Origin of the sequence: Sphingomonas sp. GC_Shp_5 (assembly GCF_026540855.1) — a bacterium.
Classification (GTDB): Bacteria; Pseudomonadota; Alphaproteobacteria; order Sphingomonadales; family Sphingomonadaceae; genus Sphingomonas.
The window spans coordinates 95,971-111,846 of record NZ_JALNUP010000002.1 but is presented as its reverse complement, the minus strand read 5'-3'; the positions used below and the strand labels follow the sequence as shown (position 1 = coordinate 111,846).

Genomic DNA, 15,876 nt, shown 5'->3' with positions numbered 1-15,876 from the left:
CACGACCGCGACCGCCGCTGCGACCAGTCGCCCCGTTCCGACGACGAGCCGAGCCGCTGTTGGATCCTATGCGTGATGTTTGACAAGTTAGGCCCGCGCTCCTACATCCGCTCCATCACCACAGCTTTCGGGACATGTCGCGCCGTCGCGCAGCGCTTCGTACGAATAGAGGGCTATTGGTTCCAGACGCTGAAAGCCGACGCACCGAGTTGCGATCGGCCTTTCGGCGTCTTTGCTCGCGTCCCGCCCCGGGGATCATCCGGGGCACGCATTTCCGGCCCTGCGCCGGCGAACATGATCGAGGGCATATAACACCCATGGCAACCAAGGCGATCCAGGGCAGCACCGCCAAGCGGCGCATCCGCAAGATCTTCGGGGACATCCACGAAGTCATCCAGATGCCGAACCTGATCGAGGTTCAGCGCGAGAGCTATGAGCAGTTCCTGCGTTCGGACAAGTCGATCGGTCACGTCTCGGGTCTCGAGAAGACGCTGCGCAGCGTGTTCCCGATCCAGGATTTCGCCGGCACCGCCTATCTCGACTTCGACGATTACGTGCTCGAGCCGCCGAAGTTCGACGTCGAGGAATGCCGCCAGCGCGGCATCACCTATGCCGCACCGATGCGCGTCACCTTGCGCCTCACCGCGTTCGAGGTCGATCCAGATACCGAGGCCAAGTCGGTCATCGATATCAAGGAGCAGGACGTCTACATGGGCGACATGCCGCTCATGACCGAGAACGGCACCTTCTTCATCAACGGCACCGAGCGCGTCATCGTCTCGCAGATGCACCGCTCGCCGGGCGTGCTGTTCGATCATGACCGCGGCAAGACCCACGCCAGCGGCAAGTACCTCTTTGCCGCGCGCGTCATCCCGTATCGCGGCTCCTGGCTCGACTTCGAATTCGATGCCAAGGACATCGTCAACGTCCGCATCGATCGCAAGCGCAAGCTGCCGGTGACGGCGCTGCTCTACGCGCTCGGCATGACCAGCGAGGACATCCTCAACCACTTCTACAACCGCGTCACCTATGTGCGCGGCCAGGGCGGCTGGATCATCCCGTTCGCCGCTGAGAACTGGCGCGGCGTCAAGCCGCTGTTCGACATCGTCGATGCGTCGTCGGGCGAGGTGGTGTTCGCCGCCCAGCAGAAGATCAGCCCGCGTGCCGCCAACAAGGCAGCCAAGGACGGCCTCACCGAGCTGCTGATCCCGACCGAAGAGATCTACGGGCGCTATTCGGCCTATGATCTGATCAACGAGAGCACCGGCCAGATCTACGTCGAGGCGGGCGACGAGATCGGTGCCGAAAACCTCGAACTGCTCGACAAGGCCGGCGTCGACACCATCGAGCTGCTCGACATCGACCATGTCTCGACTGGCGCGTGGATCCGCAACACGCTCAAGGCCGACAAGGCCGAAGAGCGCGAGCAGGCCCTCTCCGACATCTATCGCGTGATGCGCCCCGGCGAGCCGCCGACGCTCGAGACCGCTGAATCGCTGTTTGCCGGTCTGTTCTTCGATCCGGACCGCTACGACCTGTCGGCCGTCGGCCGCGTCAAGCTCAACATGCGCCTCGACCTCGACGCCAAGGACACGGTGACGACGCTGCGCAGCGAGGACATCCTCGCCGTGATCAAGACCCTGGTCGGCCTCAAGGACGGCAAGGGCGAGATCGACGACATCGACAATCTCGGCAATCGCCGCGTGCGCTCGGTGGGCGAGCTGCTCGAGAATCAGTATCGCGTCGGCCTGCTGCGCATGGAGCGCGCCGTGAAGGAGCGCATGAGCTCGGTCGACGTCTCGACCGTGATGCCGAACGATCTGATCAACGCCAAGCCCGCCGTGGCTGCCGTCCGCGAGTTCTTCGGCTCGTCGCAGCTGTCGCAGTTCATGGATCAGACCAACCCGCTCTCCGAAGTGACGCACAAGCGTCGCGTGTCGGCGCTCGGGCCGGGCGGTCTGACGCGTGAACGCGCTGGCTTTGAAGTCCGCGACGTTCACCCGACGCACTATGGCCGCATCTGCCCGATCGAGACGCCGGAAGGCCCGAACATCGGCCTGATCAACTCGCTCGCGAGTTTCAGCCGCGTCAACAAGTACGGCTTCATCGAGACGCCGTACCGCAAGATCATCGACGGCAAGGTGACCGACGAGGTTGTCTATTTGTCGGCGATGGAAGAGGCCAAGCACACGATCGCGCAGGCGTCGGCAGAACTCAGCGAGAACGGCTCGTTCGCCGAGGAGCTGGTGTCGGCACGTCAGGCCGGCGAGTTCCTGATGGCGCTCCCCGAGACGATCACGCTGATGGACGTCAGCCCCAAGCAGCTCGTCTCGGTCGCGGCATCGCTCATTCCGTTCCTGGAAAACGATGACGCGAACCGCGCGCTGATGGGCTCGAACATGCAGCGCCAGGCCGTGCCGCTCGTGAAGGCGGAAGCGCCCTTCGTCGGCACTGGCATGGAAGAGACCGTCGCCCGCGACTCTGGCGCCGCCATTTCGGCACGCCGCGCAGGCATCATCGACCAGGTCGATGCGGCACGTATCGTCGTGCGCGCGACCGGCGAGGTCGATGCCGGCAAGTCGGGCGTCGACATCTACACGCTGATGAAGTTCCAGCGCTCTAACCAGTCCACCTGCATCAACCAGCGTCCGCTGGTGAAGGTGGGCGACGTGGTCAACGCCGGCGACGTGATCGCCGACGGCCCGTCGACCGAGTTCGGCGAGCTCGCGCTCGGCCGCAACGCGCTCGTCGCGTTCATGCCCTGGAACGGTTACAACTATGAGGATTCGATCCTCATCTCCGAGCGGATCGTGAAGGACGACGTGTTCACGTCGATCCACATCGACGAGTTCGAGGTCATGGCCCGCGACACCAAGCTCGGGCCGGAGGACATCACCCGCGACATCCCCAACGTCGGCGAGGAAGCCCTGCGCAACCTCGACGAGGCGGGCATCGTCTATGTCGGCGCCGAAGTGGAGCCGGGTGACATCCTGGTCGGTAAGATCACGCCCAAGGGTGAATCGCCGATGACGCCGGAGGAAAAACTCCTTCGCGCCATCTTCGGCGAGAAGGCCTCGGACGTGCGCGATACCTCGCTGCGTCTGCCCCCGGGCGTTGCCGGCACGATCGTCGACGTGCGCGTCTTCAATCGCCACGGCATCGACAAGGACGAGCGCGCGATGGCGATCGAGCGCGAGGAGATCGAGCGCCTGAAGAAGGACTCGGACGACGAGCGCACCATCCTCAACCGGGCGACCTGGAGCCGCCTGCGCGAGATGCTGCTCGATCAGGTCGCGACGGCGGTGCCGAAGGGCCTGAAGAAGGGAGCGACTATCGACATGGACCTGCTGGACAGCGTCGACCGCCACGAGTGGTGGAAGTTCGCGGTGCAGGACGACAAGGTCCAGGCCAATCTGGAAGCGGTGAAGCAGCAGTATGACGATGCCGCCAAGCTGATCACCGACAAGTTCCACGATCGCCGCGAGAAGCTGGAGCGTGGCGACGAGCTGCCGCCGGGCGTGCTCAAGATGGTCAAGGTGTTCGTCGCGGTGAAGCGCAAGCTGCAGCCGGGCGACAAGATGGCCGGCCGTCACGGCAACAAGGGCGTCATCTCGCGGATCCTGCCGCAGGAAGACATGCCATTCCTCGCGGATGGTACCCCGGTCGATCTGGTGCTCAACCCGCTCGGCGTGCCGTCGCGGATGAACGTCGGGCAGATCTTTGAGACGCATCTCGGCTGGGCTGCCCGTAATCTCGGCATGCAGGTCGCGAGCGCGCTCGAGGATTGGCGCGAGGCAAACCCTGACGCCAAGGCGGGCGAGATGCCCGACGCGGTCAGGTCGCGCCTCGTGGAAGTCTACGGCGATCATTATGCCGAGGACATCCAGAGCCGCGAGCCCGAGGAGATCGCCGAGCTGGTACACAATATCCGCACCGGCATCCCGATGGGCACGCCCGTGTTCGACGGCGCCCGCGAAAGCGACGTGTCGGCGATGCTGGAGCTCGCGGGTCTCGACACCTCGGGTCAGTCGGAGCTGTTCGACGGGCGCACGGGCGACATGTTCGATCGCAAGGTGACCGTGGGCATCATCTACATGCTCAAGCTGCACCATCTGGTGGACGACAAGATCCACGCGCGGTCGATTGGGCCGTACTCGTTGGTCACCCAGCAGCCGCTGGGTGGTAAGGCGCAGTTCGGCGGCCAGCGCTTCGGCGAGATGGAGGTCTGGGCGCTGCAGGCTTATGGCGCGGCGTACACGCTCCAGGAGATGTTGACGGTGAAGTCCGACGACGTGGTCGGCCGTACCAAGGTCTATGAGGCGATCGTCAAGGGCGACGACACGTTCGAGGCCGGCATCCCCGAGAGCTTCAACGTGCTCGTCAAGGAAATGCGCAGCCTGGGTCTCAACGTCGACCTGAAGAGCAACGAGCTCGATGCCGACGGGGTGGCCATCGCCGCGGAGTAAGCGCTCTTCCTCGCTCTCCGCGCGGGAGAGGGAGGAAGCGCCGAAGGCGCGGCAGGGTGAGGACGGCGCAATGTGCTGCCCTCACCTTCCCACCGGCTGACGCCGGCGGGGCCTTTCCTCTCCCATTGGGAGGGGAGTTCAGATTTCTAAGAGGACAGGTTCATGAACGAACTGACCAATTTCGCCAATCCGGTCGCCAAGGCCGAGACGTTCGACCAGATCCAGATCGGCATCGCCTCCCCGGACAAGATCCGTTCGTGGTCGTTCGGCGAGATCAAGAAGCCAGAGACCATCAACTATCGCACGTTCAAGCCCGAGCGTGACGGCCTGTTCTGCGCGCGCATCTTCGGTCCGATCAAGGATTACGAGTGCCTGTGCGGCAAGTACAAGCGCATGAAGTACAAAGGCATCGTCTGCGAGAAGTGCGGCGTCGAGGTTACCGTCTCGAAGGTCCGCCGCGAGCGCATGGGCCATATCGAGCTCGCCGCCCCGGTCGCGCACATCTGGTTCCTCAAGTCGCTGCCGTCGCGCATCGGCCTGCTGCTCGACATGCAGCTCAAGCAGCTCGAGCGCGTGCTGTACTTCGAGGCGTATATCGTGATCGAGCCGGGCCTGACCCCGCTCGAGAAGTTCCAGCTGCTCACCGAGGACGAGCTCCTCGAGGCGCAGGACCAATATGGCGAGGACGCCTTCTCGGCCGGCATCGGCGCCGAAGCCGTGCGCATCATGCTCGAGAGCCTCGATCTCGAGGGCGAGAAGCGTGACCTGCTCGAAGAGCTGGCCACCACCAAGTCCGAGCTGAAGCCCAAGAAGATCATCAAGCGGCTGAAGGTCGTCGAGAGCTTCCTGGAATCGGGCAACCGCCCCGAGTGGATGATCCTCGAGGTCGTGCCGGTGATCCCGCCCGAGCTGCGTCCGCTGGTGCCGCTCGACGGCGGTCGCTTCGCGACGTCGGATCTGAACGACCTGTATCGCCGCGTGATCAACCGCAACAACCGCCTCAAGCGCCTGATGGAGCTCCGCGCGCCAGACATCATCGTGCGCAACGAGAAGCGCATGCTGCAGGAAGCCGTCGACGCGCTGTTCGACAACGGTCGCCGCGGTCGCACCATCACCGGCGCCAACAAGCGTCCGCTCAAGTCGCTGTCCGACATGCTCAAGGGCAAGCAGGGCCGCTTCCGCCAGAACCTGCTCGGCAAGCGCGTCGATTATTCGGGTCGTTCGGTCATCGTGACCGGGCCTGAGCTGAAGCTGCATCAGTGCGGCCTGCCCAAGAAGATGGCGCTCGAGCTGTTCAAGCCGTTCATCTACGCGCGCCTCGACGCCAAGGGCCTTAGCATGACGCTGAAGCAGGCGAAGAAGTGGGTCGAGAAGGAGCGCAAGGAAGTCTGGGACATACTCGACGAGGTGATCCGCGAGCATCCAGTGATGCTGAACCGCGCTCCTACCCTTCACCGTCTGGGCATCCAGGCGTTCGAGCCCGTGCTGATCGAGGGCAAGGCGATCCAGCTGCACCCGCTCGTCTGCTCGGCGTTCAACGCCGACTTCGACGGCGATCAGATGGCCGTCCACGTGCCGCTGTCGCTGGAAGCCCAGCTCGAAGCACGCGTGCTGATGATGTCGACCAACAACATCCTGTCGCCTGCCAACGGCAAGCCGATCATCGTGCCGTCGCAGGACATGGTGCTGGGCCTGTATTATCTGTCGATGATGAAGGAAGGCGAGCCGGGCGAAGGCATGCTGATCTCCGACATGTCGGAAGTGCATCAGGCGCTCGAGGCGAAGGCGGTGACGCTCCACACCAAGATCATCAGCCGCGTGCCGCAGACTGACGAAGCCGGTAAGCAGTATATGAAGCGCTTCGAGACGACGCCGGGCCGCATGCTGCTCGGCGAGACGCTCCCGAAGTCGTCGAAGGTCCCGTTCGAGACCGTCAACCGCCTCCTCACTAAGAAGGACGTGGGCGACGTGATCGACGAGGTCTATCGTCACACCGGCCAGAAGGAGACCGTACTGTTCGCCGACGCGATCATGGCACTGGGCTTCCGTCACGCGTTCAAGGCGGGCATCTCGTTCGGCAAGGACGACATGATCATCCCGGGCGAGAAGATCGCGCTGGTCGACGAGACGCGCGATCAGGTGAAGGACTATGAGCAGCAGTATCAGGACGGCCTGATCACGCAGCAAGAGAAGTACAACAAGGTGATCGACGCCTGGAGCCGCTGCGGCGACCAGGTGGCGAACGCGATGATGAACGAGATCAAGGCGGTCAAGAAGCTCCCCAACGGGCGCGAGAAGGACATCAACTCGATCTACATGATGGCGCACTCCGGTGCCCGTGGCTCGCAGGCGCAGATCAAGCAGCTCGCCGGCATGCGCGGCCTGATGGCCAAGCCGTCGGGCGAGATCATCGAGACGCCGATCATCTCGAACTTCAAGGAAGGTCTGACCGTCCTTGAGTACTTCAACTCCACCCACGGTGCTCGTAAGGGCCTCGCGGACACGGCGTTGAAGACCGCCAACTCGGGCTATCTCACCCGCCGCCTCGTCGACGTGTCGCAGGATTGCGTCATCATCGAAGAGGATTGCGGCACTGAGCGCGCGCTCGAGATGAAGGCCATCGTCCAGGGTGGCAGCACCATCGCGTCGCTCGGCGAGCGCATCCTTGGCCGCACCACGGCCGAGGACGTGGTCGACGCCAAGACCGGCGAGATCGTCATCCCGACGGGCACGCTGCTCGACGAGCCGATGATCACGCAGATCGAGAAGATCGGCATTCAGGGGATGAAGATCCGCTCGCCGCTGGTCTGCGAGAGCAAGATCGGCGTCTGCGGCAAGTGCTACGGGCGTGATCTCGCCCGCGGTACGCCGGTGAACATCGGCGAAGCGGTCGGCGTCATCGCGGCGCAGTCGATCGGCGAGCCGGGCACCCAGCTGACCATGCGTACCTTCCACATCGGTGGCGCGGCGCAGCTCAACGAGCAGTCGAACCTCGAGGCGCCGGTCGACGGCACCGCGGAGTATCGTGATCTGCGCATCATCGTCGACCAGCGTGGTCGTCGCGTGGTGCTCAGCCGCTCGGGCGAGATCGCGATCGTCGACATGGACGGCCGCGAGCTGGCGGTGCATCGCATCCCTTACGGCGCCTATGTGATGTTCGACGATGGCCATGTGCTGTCGAAGGGCGATCGCATGGCGGAATGGGATCCGTTCACCATGCCGGTGATCACCGAGAACCCGGGCATCGTGAAGTTCCAGGATCTGATCGAGGGCAAGACGCTCACCGAGCAGACCGACGAAGCCACCGGTATCGCCCAGCGTGTCGTCACCGAATATCGCATCACCACCAAGTCGAAGGAGGATCTGCGTCCGCGCCTGACCCTGCTCGACGACACCTCGGGTGAGTCCGGCCGCTACATGCTGGCGTCGGGGGCGACCCTGTCGGTCGAGGATGGTGCCCAGGTTCAGGCCGGTGACGTGCTGGCGCGTGTCAGCCGCGAAGCCGCCAAGACCCGCGATATCACCGGTGGTCTGCCGCGCGTCGCCGAGCTCTTCGAGGCCCGCAAGCCGAAGGAGAATGCGATCATCGCCAAGGTCTCGGGCCGTGTCGTGTTCGGCAAGGACTATAAGGCCAAGCGCAAGATCGGCATCCAGCCCGAGGATGGCGGCGAGGTCGTCGAGTATCTGGTGCCGAAGTCGAAGGTGATCGACGTCCAGGAAGGCGATTACGTCAAGCGTGGCGACAATCTGATCGGCGGTTCGCCTGATCCGCACGACATTCTCGAGGTGCTCGGCATTGAGCCGCTCGCGGAATATCTCGTGTCGGAAATCCAGGAAGTGTATCGTCTGCAGGGCGTGAAGATCAACGACAAGCACATCGAGACGATCGTTCGTCAGATGCTGCAGAAGGTCGAGATCACCAACGGTGGCGACACCACGCTGCTGGCGGGCGAGCAGGTCGATCGCGAGGAAATGGACGCGATCAACGAGAAGCTTGAGGCCAACCAGACCCGGGCCGAAGGCAAGCCGATCCTGCTCGGCATCACCAAGGCGAGCCTGCAGACCCGGTCGTTCATCTCGGCTGCGTCGTTCCAGGAGACCACCCGCGTCCTCACCGAGGCGGCGGTCCAGGGCAAGCAGGACACGCTGATGGGCCTCAAGGAGAATGTCATCGTCGGCCGCCTGATCCCAGCAGGTACCGGCGCCGGCATGAACCGCCTGCGGGTTGCGGCGACGTCGCGCGATGCGGCGCTCCGGGTCCAGCAGCGCAAGCTCGCCGAAGTGCTGATCGCGCCTGCCAGCGCAGCCGAGCTGCGGGCGGCGGAGAATGCCCGCTCGGTGCGTGACAGCGCCGGCACCGGCGATGATCCGCTGGCCGAGGTCGTGACCTCGGGCACCGGCACCGACGCCGATGCCGGCGAGTATCTGAACGACTGATCGATCGGCTAACGCCGACAAGAAAAAACCGCCGTCCGGGATGCCGGGCGGCGGTTTTTCGTTGGTGCGGAGAACTACCGGGATGCTCACCGACACGCGGGCCGTGCTGCCTCGGCGCTGAGATGCGCAATGCAGGAGGCGGGCACCGCCTCTGCCCGCTCCCGTAGCAGGCCTAGATCAGCCCTGGCCCTGCTTGAGGCCGTAAGCGGCCGCATCCAACTTGTCGCGATCGTTGCCGACATTGGCGATCAGCTCCCGCGCCTGCGCCGGGGTAATGTCGTGCTTGGAGGCGAAATACTCCACCTCATAGCCTTCCCCGGCAGCCACGGTGCGGCGGTCGGCACCGCCGGTCTTGCTCTTGTCGTCGCTCATGATCGCATTCTCCTCTGCCTCATCAAAGCGGTACGCCGGGCAGAGTTCCGTTTCGGTACTGCTGGTTGCAGGCGGACGCGCAGACGCTAAGGACAGCGCCATGGCCGTCACCGACATCGCCACCCGCACCTACAACCATGGCTGGCGGCTTGATCCGATCGTCCGCAGCCTGCTCGACACCGATTTCTACAAGCTGCTAATGCTGCAGATGATCCGGCATGGGCATAACGATGTGCGCGCCGAATTCTCGCTGATCAACCGCACCGCCAGCGTGCGGCTAGCCGAAGTGATCGAGGAGGCCGAATTGCGCGAGCAGCTCGATCACGCCCGCACGCTGCGCTTTACCAAGAAGGAGCTGATCTGGCTCGCCGGCAACAGCTTCTACGGCAAGGCGCGGATGTTCTCCCCGGAGTTCGTCGCCTGGCTCGGCGAGTTCCAGTTGCCGCCTTACGAACTGAGCCGGGCCGATGGCCAGTTCATCCTGCGCTTCGACGGGCCTTGGACCGACACCACCATGTGGGAGATCCCTGCCCTCGCGATCATCAACGAGCTGCGTGCCCGCGCGGCGTTGCGCGCCAAGGGCCGGTTCGCGCTCGACGTGCTCTATGCGCGCGCCAAGGCCAAGCTGTGGACAAAGGTGGAGCGGTTGCGCGAACTGCCCGATCTGCGGCTGTCGGATTTCGGCACGCGGCGACGGCACAGCTTCCTGTGGCAGCGCTGGTGCGTCGAAGCGCTCAAGGAGGGGCTCGGCGACCGCTTCATCGGCACGTCCAACGTGCTGCTCGCGATGGACAACGACCTGGAGGCGGTCGGCACCAATGCACATGAACTGCCGATGGTGCTGGCCGCGCTGGCCGACGACGATGCCGGCGTCGCCGCGGCGCCCTATCGCGTGCTCGAGGAGTGGCAGGCGCATTATGACGGCAATTTGCGCATCGTCCTGCCCGATGCGTTCGGCACGGCCGCGTTCCTGCGCAACGCGCCGGCCTGGCTGGCGGACTGGACCGGGTTCCGCCCGGACAGCGCTCCGCCGATCGACGCGGGCGAGCAGATTATCGCCTGGTGGCAGGCGCAGGGCCGCGATCCCCACACCAAGCTGCTGATCTTCTCCGACGGGATGGATGTCGACACGATCGAGGCAACCTACCGCCACTTCGATGGCCGGGTGCGGATGAGCTTCGGCTGGGGCACCAATCTCACCAATGATTTCCGTGGCTGCGATCCGGACGGCGCGGCTGGGCTCGAGCCGATCTCGCTAGTGGCCAAGGTGACCCACGCCAACGGCCGACCGGCAGTGAAGCTCTCCGACAACCCGACCAAGGCAACTGGGGAGCCGAGCGAGATCGCCCGCTATCTGCGCATCTTCGGCGCGCAAGGACGCGTCGCCGCTGCGGTCAGCGTCTAACCGCGACGCTCAGGCACAGCGACGGACCGCGCGCGCCGCCATATAGTCGCCGGCGAACGCCTCGATCGCGCGACTGAGCGACGGCAGCGGCGCCCCGCGCTCACTGACGAGCGGCACCGCGATCGGCCGGGGTGCGGCCCAGCCCAGCGAAGCGCCAGCCACGGGCCTCACCAACCGCTGATCGAGCCCGCAGGCGATCGCGATGCGGCGGGCGAACCCTGCCCAGCTTTCCGCTTCGCCGTTGCTGAGATGCCATAGCCCGGTGGCCTCGTCGATCAGCAGATCCAGTGCGCCATCAACGAGATGGGGCACGAACGTTGGGCTGATAATGTGATCCTCGGCCGCCGCCAACGGTACGCCTGCCGACAGCCTGTCCGCAACCCCGACCGCGATGTTATGCTGATCGTGTGGCGAGAAGAACGCCGCGGTGCGGACGATCAGCACGCCTGGCAACCCCGCGCAGCCTTGCTCCATCGCCAGCTTGCTGCGGCCATAGGCATTGAGTGGTCGTGGCACGTCGCTTTCACGATAGGGGGCGTCCGCGGTGCCGTCGAAGACAAGGTCGCTGGAGAAGCCGAGGTAGCCAATGCCGCGCGTGGCGCAGGCCTCGGCCAGCGCGATCGCGCCAGTGGCATTGGCGCGGTTACACGCTGCCTCCTCGCGCTCGGCGTCATCGACCCGGACCCAGCCCGCGGCATTGACCACCGCCCACGGGCGCCAGCGGTGCAGCGCGGCGGCGATGCTTGCGGGCCGTTCGAGATCGAGCAGGTCGCGGGTCGTGATCACACAGGCGATACCCCGCGCCGCGCAGGCTCGCGCAAAAGCCTGGCCCAGGGTGCCGGTGGCGCCGCAAATCAGCAGCGGCTGCGCCTGTTCGTTGCCCGCCGCCGCAAGCAGCCCGGCAGGACGGGTGATCGCGGGATAGATGATCCGCTGTGGCCGGCGCCACCAGCCTTCCCCTGCCATCGCCGGATGTCGGGGGGAACCCTGCGGCAATCCCTTCCACAAGTCCGCCAGTGCCGTCGGCCGGGGAGTGCCGCCCGAAACGTCAAAGACCCCAGACTCGTACAATCCGGGCCGGGTCAGTAGCGTGTTCCAGCCCTGGCTGCCCAGAAGCGACCAGGCGGTCACCGCCTGGATGTCGACCTGCTCCGCCCTCAGCGCGGTCGCGGTGTCCCAGGCTTCGGCCGCCCAGCGCATCTGTTCCTCGCGCGTGCAGCCATTGTGCACCTCGGTGATCGCGATCGGCACACGGTAGCGCTGCCATGCGGCCCGCAGCGCGCCGGCAAGCCCCTCGGGCGCTGGATCAAGCACCCGTACCGCCTCGGTATCGGCGTAGGCGAGCCGACCGTTGCCGCCATGGGTCACAGCGTCATAGCGTTGCAGCCGGTGATCGAGGAAGCGATCGCTAGTCAGATAATGGTTCACCCCGATCACATCCGGCGGACAAGGATCGTCCGCGATACGCCGCAGGCGATCGCCCAGCCCGTGAAGGTCGATCCGCGCCCATAATGGGTGATGCGGCGTCACCATGCCGAACAACAGGTCCCACCCGGTCCAGCGCCGGACGTTCTCGAACGCGGCCTGTTCGGCGAGCCGCACGGTGGAATAGACTCGGCCCAGATCGTCGGTCTGGATCAACCGCGCCTGCGGGTTGACCTGCCGCACCGCCTTCATCGCCAGCCGCACACCGTCGATCTGGTTGATCAGCGCACGCCAGAACGACGCCTCGTCGCGGTGATGGGGATACCAGTGGCCGTACAGGCCGGTGAAGCGTGCGGTGGTCAGCGGTTCGTTGACGGGAGTCCAATCTTCGATCCAGTGATAGCGTTGCGCCACCTGGCCTGCGAACGCGGCAAGCTTCGGCGCGAACGCGTCGTCGAGCAGATCGGTATGGGCGGGACCGCTGCCGTGGTGGACCAGGCCGGCGATCGGGCGGATGCCGCGGGTGCGCAAGGCGCCGAGCCGCTCGTCGGTCCATCGCCAATCCTCGCTGCCGGCTCCGCCGGGGGCAACGCGTTCCCACAGCACTGGATAACGCAGTGCCTGAACACCTAACCCGGCGAACAGATCGATATCCGCCGGGCGATCATGATGGCCGCTCAGTAGCGACTGGTCGGTGTATCCGTCACGCGTGCGGTTTACCGTGCATTCAAGGCCGCCCCACAGTTCAAGCCGCGTCATTGCCCGACTCCCCTACAGCCTTGCTCGAACGGCTCCTGCCCCGGCATCGTTCCCCAAATCGTGTTGATGCAGGTTACGGTCGTTCGCTTTGCGGAACATTTCTCCTGCCACGCCGGTTGCTTAACAAATATTCAGACTGTGAGGGGTGTCCGTGAACGTGCAGCTTCCGCCCATCGGCGTTTCCAATGATTCTTCGTTCCCGCCATCTGATGGGCGGCCCACCCTGATTTGCTTTAGCCACCTGCGGTGGGCATTCGTCTTTCAGCGCCCGCAACACCTGATGACGCGTTTTGCCGCAAGCTATCGCGTGATGTTCTGGGAAGAGCCTATCTACATCGACGGCCTCGGCGAAGCGCGCCTCCAGCAGAGCATCTGCCCGACCAGCGGCGTCATCGTCATGACCCCGGAACTCGACGCCGTGCGGCGTGACCCAGACGATGGCCAGCTTTCGCAGCTGCTTGACGCGGCGCTGGCAGGCACCACCGGCACGCTGATCCGGTGGTATTACACCCCGATGATGCTGCCCTTCTCGGATCATCTCGCGGCCGATTGCACCATCTATGATTGCATGGACGAATTGTCCGCTTTCAAGAACGCACCGCCGGAACTGCTGGCACGCGAGCAGCGGCTGCTGGAGCGCGCGGACATTGTGTTCACCGGTGGCACCAGCCTGTATGAAGCCAAGCGCGATCGCCATTCCAACGTTCACGCCTTCCCGTCCAGCATCGACGTGCCGCATTTCGCCCATGCCCGCGGCGCAGTGGAAACCCCCGCCGATCAGGCCGCGATCGTCGGCCCGCGGCTCGGCTTCTGCGGCGTCATCGACGAGCGCATGAACCTCGATCTGCTTGCCGCCGTCGCGGATGCCCATCCCGAATGGTCGCTGGTGGTGCTCGGCCCGGTGGTGAAGATCAGTGACTCCGATCTGCCGCGCCGCGGCAATATCCATTATCTCGGCAGCAAGGCCTATACCGAACTCCCTGCCTATATGGCGGGCTGGGACGTCGCGCTGATGCCCTTCGCGATCAACGAGGCGACGCGCTTCATCAGCCCGACCAAGACGCCCGAATATCTTGCCGCCGGCTGCCCGGTCGTCTCGACGCCGATCGTCGATGTCGTTCGTCACTATGGCAAACTTGCCGGCGTGCAGATCGCCGATACCGCCGCATCGTTTGTCGCGGCGTGCGAGGCCGCAGTGGCGATGCGCACCGCCGGAACCGTATGGCGTGACGAGGCCGACGCGATGCTCGCGCGTGGCTCATGGCGCAGCACCGCGCTCGAAATGGCGGCGCTGATCGACAGCGAGGTCGTGGCCCGCGACATGATCGAGGCGGTGGTGTCGCCGACCACTTGGCCCGCACAGCGCGAGCGGTACGACGTCATGGTCGTCGGTGCAGGATTTGCCGGGGCGGTGATGGCCGAACGGCTGGCGCGCGATTCGGGCAAGCGCGTGCTGGTGGTGGACCGCCGCCCGCATATCGCCGGCAACGCATTCGATCACCTGGATGAAGCCGGCGTGCTGATGCACCAATATGGCCCGCACATCTTCCACACCAACTCGCAGGATATCGTCGACTATCTGTCGCGCTTCACCGAATGGCGGCCCTATGAGCATCGCGTTCTCGCCGACGTCCACGGCAAGCTGGTGCCGATGCCGATCAACCGCACCACGCTCAACATGCTGTACGATCTGGATCTGACCACCGACGCGGAGGTCGACGCCTTTCTCGCCAGCCGTGCCGAGCCGGTGGAGCCGATCCGCACCTCGGCCGATGTCGTGGTGTCGAAGGTCGGGCGCGAGCTCTACGAGACCTTCTTCCAGGGCTATACCCGCAAGCAATGGGGCATGGACCCGTCAGAGCTCGACAAGTCGGTCACCGCGCGGGTGCCGACCCGCACCAACACCGATGATCGCTATTTCACCGATAGCTTCCAGGCGATGCCGCTCGAGGGTTATACCCGGATGTTCCAGCGGATGCTCGATCACCCCAACATCGATCTGCTGCTCGGCGTCGACTATGATCAGGTGCGCGAGGCCTATCCGCACGACCATCTCGTGTTCACCGGACCAATCGACGAATATTTTGGTCATCGCTACGGCAAGCTGCCCTACCGCTCGCTGCGCTTCCAGCATGAGACGCTGGACCAGGAATGGCTGCAGCCGGTCGCCGTGATCAACTATCCCCAGGAGGCCGTGCCCTACACGAGGGTGACCGAATACAAGCACCTCACCGGGCAGACGGCGGCGAAGACGAGCGTTACCTATGAGTTCCCGAGCGCGGAAGGCGATCCCTATTACCCGATCCCGCGCGACGAAAACCAGGCGCTATACAAGCGCTATGAGGCGCTCGCGATGGCGGAAAGCGGGGTGAGCTTCGTAGGCCGTCTGGCGACCTATCGATATTACAATATGGACCAGGTGGTGGGCCAAGCGCTGGCGACCTACCGCCGGCTTGCCGCCGGCTGGCAGGAACAGCCTGCACCGGCCTCGTCGTCGATCGCCCCAGCGGCAGCGCTGGTCGATCGCGATGCCGCTTGAGTGTCGGGAGCGTGAGCGACGTGCCACAGATGGACGCCGTCGTCATGGTGGCGGACGCGGACGCGTTCGAGGCAAGCTATGTCTCGGCGACGCTTGGCGCCCGTGGGGTGCAGGTGCTCGGTCCCTTTGCCGAGCTGACTGCCGCACAACTGGCGCTCGACAGCGAGCCTCAGCTGACCGCCGCGGTGATCGGTCAGCCCTCGGTGGCGGCTGCAGCACCCCTCACTGCCGCATTGCAGCGCCGCGGCGTGCCCTATCTGCTGTTGCTGCCCTATCCCAGCCTACGCTCCGGCGTGGCGGAGGCAGGTACGCCGCGGCTGATCAAGCCTTTTGCCGCTTATCAGGTGGCAGACTGGGTTGCCGGCGTGCTCGCCGACCAGGAATCCGCCACGCCGTCGCCTGAAGAGACCATCCGCTTGCGCGCGATGTGAACTGAGGCGCCTTCAAGTGGGGCTCACCTGTTCTCGGCGAGC

General features: G+C 64.9%; 7 protein-coding genes. 5 read left to right on the top strand and 2 right to left on the bottom strand.

The features are described 5' to 3' along the window. The first annotated feature begins 317 nt into the window (after positions 1-317). Together rpoB and rpoC are read left to right on the top strand one after the other, a co-directional pair. On the top strand, positions 318-4,466 hold the full coding sequence (gene rpoB / locus OXR60_RS02610) for a DNA-directed RNA polymerase subunit beta (RefSeq protein WP_267393749.1): 4,149 nt from the start codon (positions 318-320) through the stop codon (positions 4,464-4,466). Positions 4,467-4,628: 162 nt separating this feature from the next. Then, a complete protein-coding gene (rpoC, locus tag OXR60_RS02605) occupies positions 4,629-8,903 on the top strand; it encodes a DNA-directed RNA polymerase subunit beta' (protein ID WP_267393747.1) in 4,275 nt (1,424 codons plus the stop codon). Between the two features lie 177 nt (positions 8,904-9,080). Here the strand turns inward: rpoC and OXR60_RS02600 are convergent, their stop codons facing one another. Continuing rightward, positions 9,081-9,275 carry a DUF3606 domain-containing protein gene (locus OXR60_RS02600; protein ID WP_267393746.1) on the bottom strand — a complete coding sequence of 65 codons (195 nt, stop codon included), beginning with the start codon at positions 9,273-9,275 and terminating at the stop codon, positions 9,081-9,083. Positions 9,276-9,375: 100 nt separating this feature from the next. On the opposite strand from OXR60_RS02600, the gene pncB reads away from it, so the two are divergent. After that, on the top strand, positions 9,376-10,680 hold the full coding sequence (pncB, locus tag OXR60_RS02595) for a nicotinate phosphoribosyltransferase (RefSeq protein WP_267393744.1): 1,305 nt from the start codon (positions 9,376-9,378) through the stop codon (positions 10,678-10,680). A gap of 9 nt (positions 10,681-10,689) precedes the next feature. Here the strand turns inward: pncB and OXR60_RS02590 are convergent, their stop codons facing one another. Then, entirely contained in the window at positions 10,690-12,864 is a 2,175-nt protein-coding gene (locus tag OXR60_RS02590; RefSeq protein WP_267393742.1) for a family 1 glycosylhydrolase, read from the bottom strand. A gap of 280 nt (positions 12,865-13,144) precedes the next feature. Here OXR60_RS02590 and glf point away from each other — a divergent pair, with 280 nt between their 5' ends. Together glf and OXR60_RS02580 are read left to right on the top strand one after the other, a co-directional pair. Then, positions 13,145-15,403: a UDP-galactopyranose mutase gene (gene glf, locus OXR60_RS02585; protein WP_267393740.1), complete on the top strand. Its 2,259-nt coding sequence runs from the start codon at positions 13,145-13,147 to the stop codon at positions 15,401-15,403. A gap of 29 nt (positions 15,404-15,432) precedes the next feature. Then, a complete protein-coding gene (locus OXR60_RS02580) occupies positions 15,433-15,834 on the top strand; it encodes a hypothetical protein (protein WP_267393738.1) in 402 nt (133 codons plus the stop codon). Positions 15,835-15,876: the final 42 nt, after the last annotated feature.